Consider the following 9,382-nt stretch of genomic DNA (forward strand, 5'->3'; position numbering starts at 1 on the left):
TACTATTCTTTTTGCAAAGTTTTCAAACCAAATAGTTGCATGAAAGAAAATAAAAACATATATTTGAAAGCAAAATTAGAAGAACCTTATTTATTAAATAATTAAAACACACAAACCTGACACACGCGAAAACCTAACTACTTTTTTTCACACTCTCCAGCAGAAGTTATATCGGGAATGACTTGCAACCAGCCGAAATCCCCGGAAAAACCCGGCCTTATATAATAATAGGTATGGGATCCGGCAACGAACCGATTGATAACTTAAACTGATGTAAAATGAAACAATGTTACACGCTGACCGGACTTGACGTACTGGGCAAAATACGCTCGTACATCAGGCTCCTGACGGTTATTCTTTTATATGTGACATTTGCGCTCCCGGCCTCGGCACAAGGGGGGGGGAAGGCCGTCTCGGGTATCGTTAAAGACGACACGGGAAATCCACTCATAGGTGTCACCGTCACCGTCCCCGGTACCACGAAAGGCACGACTACCGATGCCAACGGTACATACACGATCAATGCTGACAATTCAGAGAGCCTGAATTTCAGCTATGTGGGCTACAAACCCCAGACAATCCACGTCAACAACCAATCCACCATCGACGTCACCATGAGCGAAGACAACACCAGCCTCGAAGAGGTCGTCGTCGTCGGCTACGGCGTACAGAAGCGCCGCGACATCGTAGGCGCCGTCGAAACCCTTTCGACAAAGGGGCTCGAAGAGCGCATGGGTTCGTCGATGAGCATTTCGCGCTCGTTGCAGGGCGCCATCCCCGGCCTTACGATGACCTTTTCCGACGGTAAGCCCAACCGCGGCGCGACGGTGCGCATCCGCGGCGCGGAGAACTCGATCGGTTCAGGCGGTTCGGCCCTGGTGATGGTCGACGGCGTCGAAACCGACATGTCGACCGTGAACCCGGACGACATCGAGTCGATCACGGTGCTCAAGGACGCCTCTTCGACCGCCGTATACGGCGCCCGCGGCACCTTCGGCGTGATCCTCCTTACCACCAAAAAGCCTCAGAAAGGCAGCGCCAAGGTGACTTACAACGGCACCTTTACCTTCTACAAGCGCGCCACCAAACCCGAGATGGTCACCAACGGCTACGATTATACCACCTCGTTCCTGGAATCCTACGTCAACGCATTCGGCAAGGATCCCTCGAACATCAACAACGTATTCAAATTCTCGCGCACCTGGTACAACGAACTGGCACGCCGCAACAGCGACCCCTCGTATGAGAAATGGCGCGTCAACAACCGCAACGTCTACGAATACTTCGGCAACACCAACTGGTACGACGTATTCTACAAGGACTATACGACCGGACACCAGCACAACATCAGCGTGACAGGCGGCGGTGACGTGGCATCGTACTACGTCTCGGGCCGTATGTTCGAGCAGGACGGCATCTACAACGCCGGCGACGAGAAATACCAGCAGTTCAACGTCAAAGCCAAAGGCATCGTCAACGTAAAGCCGTGGCTGCGCGTGGAGAACACCACCGACTTCATGTACCGCTATTCGCACCAGCCGACGAGCCACACGGGCATCTCCACAACGCCGATGACGGTATCGCGCATGCTCAACCACCAGGCTTACCCCGTAGCCCTGGTCACCAATCCCGACGGCACGTGGACGGAAGCGGCCGTATACACGGGCTGGGCAGGCTTCGTCGAGGGCAACTCGTGGCGTAAAGACCGCAAGTTCGACATGAACAACCGCACGGCGGTCACGATCGACCTGTTGAAGGACGTGCTGGTCGCCGCCGCCGACGTGAGCTTCTATTTCAACCAGACCGACCGCCGGCAGGCCGTGAACAGCTACACCTACTACACGGGGCCCGACAGTTCGGGCGAACGCCCCTCGGGCTCGCTCTACGAAGAGCGCTCCTACAACCGCCAGAAAGTCGCTTCGAGCGCCACGCTGACCTACACGCCCCGCCTGGGCGACAACCACTCGCTGAGTATCATGGGCGGTTGGAACATCGAAGATTATACCTACAAGAGCAACCTGATGAGCCGCGAAGGCATCATCATCCCCGGCAAGCCCAATTTCAGCCTGCTGGAAGGCGAAGCGATGACCCTGAAGGACAACGGCAGCTACGACTGGGGACTGGTCGGCGCATTCTACCGCGTAAGCTACTCGTACAAAGGGAAATACCTATTGGAAGCCAGCGGCCGTTACGACGGCAACTCCAAGTTCCCGTCCAACCAGCGTTGGGGATTCTTCCCCTCGGGTTCGGTGGGATGGCGCATCTCGGAAGAGAACTTCATGAAAAACGCCAACTGGCTCGACAACCTGAAGATCCGCGCATCGGTCGGTTCGGCGGGCAACGGCCTCATCAGCGATGCCTACGCCTACCTCTCCACGATGTCGATCGCACAGTCGAGCCTGCTGAACAACGGTTCGGTGTTCAACTACACGCAGGCACCCTCCCCGATTCCCAAGAGCCTGACATGGGAAAAGGCCACGACCTATGACCTCGGCCTGGATTTCGAGGCATTCAACGGCCGCCTGAACTTCTCGGCCGACATCTACCGCAAGAAGACAACCGACATGTATGTGGTGGGCGAAGAGCTGCCTGCCGTATTCGGCAACAGCGCCCCCAAGGGTAACTACGCCGACATGCGCACCGACGGGTGGGAGGCCAGCCTGTCGTGGCGCGACAGCCACAAGGTTGCGGGCAAGACCCTGAGCTACAATATTAAAGTCGCCGTATGGGACAACACCAGCAAGATCACCCGCTATACGGCCAAAACTGGCACGCTCCCGACCAACTACTCGATCAACTATTACGAGGGGATGACCCTCGGCGAAATGTGGGGCTACAAGTGCGACGGGCTGTTCCAGAGCGACGAAGAGGCGCAGACATGGGCCAACTATTCGAAGTTCACCAACCGTTCGGCGACCTGGCAGGCCGGCGACCCGCGCTACCTCGACCTGAACGGCGACGGATACGTCAACAACGGCAACAACACGATCTACGACCACGGCGACCTGGTGAAGATCGGCAACACCACGCCCCGCTACAGTTACAGCATCCAGGGCGGCGTGCGCTGGAACGGCATCGGCATCAGCATGATGTGGCAGGGCGTCGGCAAACGCGACTGGTATCCGGCCAAGGAGTCGGGTTATTTCTGGGGACAGTACGGCCGCCCGTACAGCATGGCACTCCCGTGGCATAACAGCGACCGCTGGTCACCGACCAACCGCGGCGCCTACTGGCCGCGCCTGGTCGGCTATTCGGCCAGCGACTCGGGCCTGATCCTCGCGCAGCCCAACACGCGCTACGTGCAGGACGCTTCGTACATCCGCCTGAAGAACCTCACCATCGACTACAACTTCCCCAAGGAGCTGGTCAACAAGATCGGCCTCCAGGCACTCAAGATCTATGTGTCGGGCGAGAACCTCCTGACCTTCTCACCGCTCAAGAAGTACGCGAAGAACTACGACCCGGAAGGTATCTACGCCGGCGATGCGGACTACGGAACCAACAAGTTCGGTAGCGACAACTTCGGCGACGGCGACGGTTATCCCGTCATGAAATCGTACACGATCGGTTTGAGCATAACTTTCTAAATTACGGACGACAATGAAAAAGATAACATACATTCTGCTTTCGGCCTGTTTCCTGCTCACGTCCTGCGAGGATTTCCTTAACAGGGATCCCGACGCCAAGGTCGGATCCGGGGATTATTTCACGGACGAAGGCTCTCTGCTGACCTATATCAACGGGTTCATCCAGAAATACACCCCCAGCGCAGCAGACCTGGGTTACGGCGACGGATACTCGGACATCATGGCTACCGAAAAGTCGTTCACGTTCCTGACCAACGCTTCGTGGACACCCGACCTGCAGAGCGGCTGGTCGATCAGTAACTGGACGCCGATCTACAACATCAACTATTTCCTGGTGCACATGCGCGAGGCGAAGGGGCTCTCCGAAGCTACCTACAACCACTACGAAGGCACAGCCCGTTTCTGGCGCGCATGGCAGTATTTCGAGAAGGTCAAGACCTTCGGTGCCGTACCCTGGTACGACGAACCGATCGACCCCGAAGACATGGTGGCGCTCTACAAACCGCGCGACAGCCGCGAATACGTCATGGAGCGCGTGCTCGAAGACCTGAACTTCGCCTGCGAGCACTGCTACACGTCGTCGGACTGGATCAACTGCGCCCGCATCAACCGGTACATCGCCCTGGCTTACAAGGCCCGCGTGTGCCTGTTCGAAGGTACCTACCGCAAATACCATTCGGTAGCCCCGTCGACGGGCAAGGCATGGGAAGACAAGCAGGCTTCGGCGAAATTCCTGCGCGAATGCGCCGAGGCCTGCGAGGAACTGATGGCAGCCGGCGTATACAGCATCGTGAACAACCCTGCCAAGGTCAAGACCCAGTACCGGGAGCTCTTCACACAGGAGGCCGTCAACACGACCGAAGTGATCTGGGCTCGCCAGATGAGCGTCGGCATGACCACGTTCCACGACCTTACGTGGCGTTACACGTCGGGCAGCTACGGACAGCGCTGGTCGCTCGACCAGGATTTCGTGAAGACCTACCTCAACCTGGACGGCTCGCGCCACACGGCCACCGGCGAGGAGTTCACGACCGAAGTCGAAAACCGCGACTACCGGCTCTCGCAGAGCATCATCACGCCGGGCTACACGAAGCTGGTGGGCGGCATCTCGACCGCAACACCCCCCGATTTCACGGTGACGCTGACCGGCTACCAGGTCATCAAGTTCAACATCGACGACAAGGCATACGAGTCGGCATCGGTTTCCTACAACTCGCTGCCCATCATGCGTTACGCCGAGGTGCTGCTCAACTACGCCGAGGCGAAGGCCGAACTGGGCGAATTCAGCGACGACATCTGGAACAAGACCATCAAGCCGCTGCGTGAGCGCGCAGGCGTCGACGGCAAGCGCCCGACGTCGGCAGACCCCTATCTGCAACAGTACTACGGGCTGAGCGACAGCGACCTGCTCGAAATCCGCCGCGAGCGTGCCATCGAGTTGCTGCTGGAAGGGTTCCGTTACGACGACCTGATGCGCTGGCATGCGGGCGAACTGCTGAACAAGCAGTGGTACGGCATCTACATCCCGGCCATGGACACTTCCTACGACCTCAACGGCGACGGCATCAACGACGTCTGCGTGACTTCGGGCGAAGCCGGCAACGAACCCGGTGTAACGTACATCATACTCGACAACAGCAAATACTCGCTGGAGAACGGCACGACCGGACGCCTGCTCTATACCGTGGGCCGCAACTTCGAGGAAAAGCGCTACCTGCGCCCCATCCCCAAGACGGCACTGAACATCAACCCCGACCTGGGACAAAACTATTACTGGAGATAAACAGGGAGGAAACGTGCCCCGGAGCGATATTTTCCCGGGGCGCGCATCCCGACACAAACCTTAATTCAGCATACAATGAAACGATACATATTTATCATCGCCGCGCTCACTGCCCTGATCTTTTCCGGGTGTTCGAATGACGACGACCGCCCGGTAAAGACCCCCATAGATCCGCTGACCGACATCTACGGCGTGGTGACCGACAACCAGGGGAACCGACTTCAGGGAATCGTCGTAAGCGACGGATACACCTGCACAGCCACCGACGAGAACGGCGTATACCAGCTTACGGCCGGGGAATTCTCCTATCATGTGTACCTTTCGATCCCCGCGGCATACGAGGTACCCGTGTCCGAAGGGCTGCCCTGCTTCTGGCAGAAACTGACCGAAGGGCGCAAGCGCTACGACTTCACGCTGACCCCGCTGGCCGGAGGTGCCGAAAACGAGTTCAACCTCTTCTGCGTGGCCGACCCCCAGTGCCAGAACACGACCAACATCGCACGTTTCAACAACGAGACGGTGCCCGACATCGCCGCACAGGTCGCAGCCTCGGCGCTGCCCTCGTACGGCATCACGCTGGGCGACATAGGGTGGAACACCGAGAATACGGACTACACGAACGACGTATTCCCGCTGATGAAAAAGGCCATGCAGACGGACAAGGTCGGGCTGCCGCTCTTCCAGGTGATGGGCAACCACGATAACAAGGTGATCGCCGTCAGCAAGGATAACTACACCGTCGCACACGACATCGCCGCACAGCGGAATTTCGAATACATCTTCGGCCCCGTGAACTATTCGTTCGACCGCGGCAACGTGCACATCATCGCCATGGACAACATCATTTTCCCGAGCCACAAGGATTATTCGCTCGGATTCCGCGACGACCAGGTCGAATGGCTCCGACAGGATCTGAGTTATGTTTCGAAAGACAAAATGGTGATCCTCTGCGTACACATTCCCATGCGCGCCAGCGGCAACCAGAACGTACAAGCGGTATTCGAACTGCTCAAGCCGTTCGCCGAGGTGCACGTCATGTCGGGGCACACGCACTACGCCGAGAACAACGTCTACGACAGCCACTACGAACACGTGCATGGCGCGGCCTGCGGCGCATGGTGGAACTCCACGATCAACGTCGACGGCACGCCCAACGGCTACGCCATCTACAACATCAAGGGCGCCACGATTACCGACTGGGTATACAAGGGCACGGGGCTCGATGCCCAGCAGCAGATACGGCTCTACCGCGCCAACGACATCTTCATGCGTGATTACTCGAAAAACTACCAGTTCTATTACAAGGGCGACGACCAGATCGTAGCCAATGTCTGGAACGCCGACAAGGACTGGAAAATCGAAGTATACGAGAATGGCATAAAAACAGGGGAAATGACGCATTTCGACTACACAGGCAATGAAAAGGACAAGTCCTGGGATGCCTGGGCACTGGGTTACCACATCGGCGTAGTAGGCAAGGCCGAACTGGACAGCAATAAGAAACCCACGAGCTACTACCAGCGCAACGTCCGCCACCTGTACTACTACACGCTTCAGTCACCGACAGCGTCGGTCGAAGTGCGTGCCACAGATCGGTTCGGCACGACCTTCACGCAAACGAAATTCACCACGGGCCTTGCCGAGGATTTCCCGGTCGGCGAGTAGGTTATTACGGAAAAATTCGTAACTTTGTGAATTGCGATTCAAAAGCAAAAACAAAATGAAACGACTGATCTCGATACTCGTCGCCCTATCGGCCTGGGGCATTGCCATCGGACAGCCCTCGGTACGCATTGCCCACGGGCCCTACCTGCAACAGGTCACCGACGACGGTTTCACCGTCGTGTGGACGACGACCATCAATGCCGCATCGTGGGTCGAAGTCGCTCCTGACGACGGATCGCATTTCTACGCCGCCGAGCGGCCGAAATATTACGATTCGCACATCGGCAAACGCCGCATAGGCCGCCTGCACCGCGTACGCGTGGAGGGGCTGGCTCCGGGGACGACCTACCGTTACCGCATCATGCAGCAGGGCGTGCTCTGCGACGAAGGCAACAAGCGGGTAGTCCTGGGCGAAGGTTACGGGAGCGACATCCTCAAACACAAGCCCTATACGGCCACTACGCTCGACGAAAAGAAGGATCAAACCGAATTCTGGGTTGTGAACGACATTCACGCCCAGGATTCGATCTTCCGGTTGCTGCTGGAAGGTGCCGAAAAGGCCAAACCCGATTTCGTCTGCTTCAACGGCGACATGCTCACTTCGATGGAGTCGGAGAAGCAGCTTTTCGAGGGGTATCTCAATTCGGCCGCCGAATTGCTGACGCCCGCGGGAATCCCGATCTTCGCCACGCGCGGCAACCACGAGAACCGCGGCTCTTTCTCCCCGAGTTTCCTCGACTACTTCCCGACCTCCACGGGCGAGGTATACTACACGTTCCGGCAGGGGCCGGCCTATTTCGTCGTGCTGGACTGCGGCGAGGACAAACCCGACAGCGACATCCGCTATTACGGGTTGTCGACCACCGACGCCTACCGCGAACAGGAAGCCCGCTGGCTGAAGGGCGTGGTCGAAAGCGAGGAATACCGCGCGGCACCCCTGCACATCGTCGTGCTGCACATGATCCCGGGCGGGAAAAGCAGCTGGCACGGCGAACAGGAGATCCGCAGATTGTTCGTACCGATCCTCAACGAAGCTTCGGTCGACATCATGCTATGCGGGCACTACCACCGCTACCAGTGGATAGACGACGGGAGCCGGGGCACGAACTTCCCGATCCTCGTAAATTCGAACCGGGACAAGCTCGTGGTGAAGGCCGACCGCAGGGGAATCGACATCGACGTCGTGAACACGGGCGGCGAGGTCATCAAACGCCACCGGATCGACAAGTAACCGCCTGAAAGGAAACAGAACAGGGACAAAGGCGCTTCCGGGCGCCTTTGCTCTTGGAACAAACCGCAGAGAACCAATAAAACACACTATGAAAACATCCAGACTACTGACCGCCTTCGCCACCGCCGCCCTGCTGCTCGGATGCGCCCCGGGCGGGCAAAAGGCCGAAGGGCCCTACTACATCGACATCAAAGACCGCGCACAGCTGCACGAGTGGTTCCGCTATTCGCCCGAGCGGCCGGTCGTCATCAGCGGCCACCGCGGCGGCATGGTGACGGGATTCCCCGAAAACTGCATCGAGTCGTTCGAAAAGACGCTCACGATGATGCCCTCGTTCTTCGAGATCGACCCGCGCATGACCAAAGACAGCGTGATCGTGCTGATGCACGACGCCACGATCGACCGTACCACGACCGGCACGGGCAAGGTTTCGGACTACACCTACGCGGAGTTGCAGCAGTTCTTCCTCAAGGATCGCGAAGGTAACGTCACGACCTACAAGATCCCCACCCTCGAGGAGTGCATCGCCTGGAGCCAGGGCAAGACGATCCTCAACCTCGACATCAAGGACGTCCCGCTCGAAGTGATGTCGCAATTCATCAACCGCCTGGCACCGGCCAACGTGATGTATACCGTGCGCAACGCCAAACAGGCGCGCACGTATCTCGACCGCGACCCGCAGGCGATGTTCTCGTGCTGGTGCAAGAACATGAAGGAGTTCAACGAGTATGTCGGGGAGCGGATTCCCTGGTCGCAGGTGATGGCCTACGTCGGCACGATGATGCTGCCCGACCAGCAGGAGCTTTACGACAACCTGCACCGCAACGGAGTGATGTGCATGATCTCGCTCGCCCCGACGCACGACCGCAGGGCCACCGACGCGCAGAAAATACAGGGCTACGAGCTCGAAATCCCGACGGGTTGCGACGTCATCGAAACCGACTACCCCTACTTATTCCAGAACCTCGATCTCAACCGCAAGTAAACAAATGGCTGCATTCGAAAAATACCGCTCGGTCTACACGCACGACGAGCTGATGGAACGCCTGCGCCGCATCCGGCACGTGGCACTCGACATGGACGGCACGATCTACATGGGCATGTCGCTCTTTCCCT

General features: G+C 57.9%; 5 protein-coding genes. All 5 read left to right on the forward strand.

Annotated features, from left to right (window positions below):
• The first annotated feature begins 278 nt into the window (after positions 1-278).
• Positions 279-3,587, forward strand: coding sequence for a SusC/RagA family TonB-linked outer membrane protein (locus QVP03_RS05235; protein WP_022332514.1), 3,309 nt, complete (start codon positions 279-281; stop codon positions 3,585-3,587).
• 13 nt (positions 3,588-3,600) lie between these two features.
• Positions 3,601-5,370, forward strand: coding sequence for a RagB/SusD family nutrient uptake outer membrane protein (locus QVP03_RS05240; RefSeq protein ID WP_022332515.1), 1,770 nt, complete (start codon positions 3,601-3,603; stop codon positions 5,368-5,370).
• 75 nt (positions 5,371-5,445) lie between these two features.
• Positions 5,446-7,035, forward strand: coding sequence for a calcineurin-like phosphoesterase C-terminal domain-containing protein (locus tag QVP03_RS05245; protein WP_022332516.1), 1,590 nt, complete (start codon positions 5,446-5,448; stop codon positions 7,033-7,035).
• Between the two features lie 55 nt (positions 7,036-7,090).
• Complete coding sequence (locus tag QVP03_RS05250; protein ID WP_022332517.1) at positions 7,091-8,266, forward strand: FN3 domain-containing metallophosphoesterase family protein; 1,176 nt, start codon at positions 7,091-7,093, stop codon at positions 8,264-8,266.
• An 88-nt stretch (positions 8,267-8,354) separates the two neighbouring features.
• Positions 8,355-9,251: a glycerophosphodiester phosphodiesterase family protein gene (locus QVP03_RS05255; RefSeq protein WP_022332518.1), complete on the forward strand. Its 897-nt coding sequence runs from the start codon at positions 8,355-8,357 to the stop codon at positions 9,249-9,251.
• Positions 9,252-9,382 lie beyond the last annotated feature (131 nt).

Origin of the sequence: Alistipes sp. CAG:29 (assembly GCF_000435435.1) — a bacterium.
GTDB classification, from domain to species: Bacteria; Bacteroidota; Bacteroidia; order Bacteroidales; family Rikenellaceae; genus Alistipes; species Alistipes onderdonkii.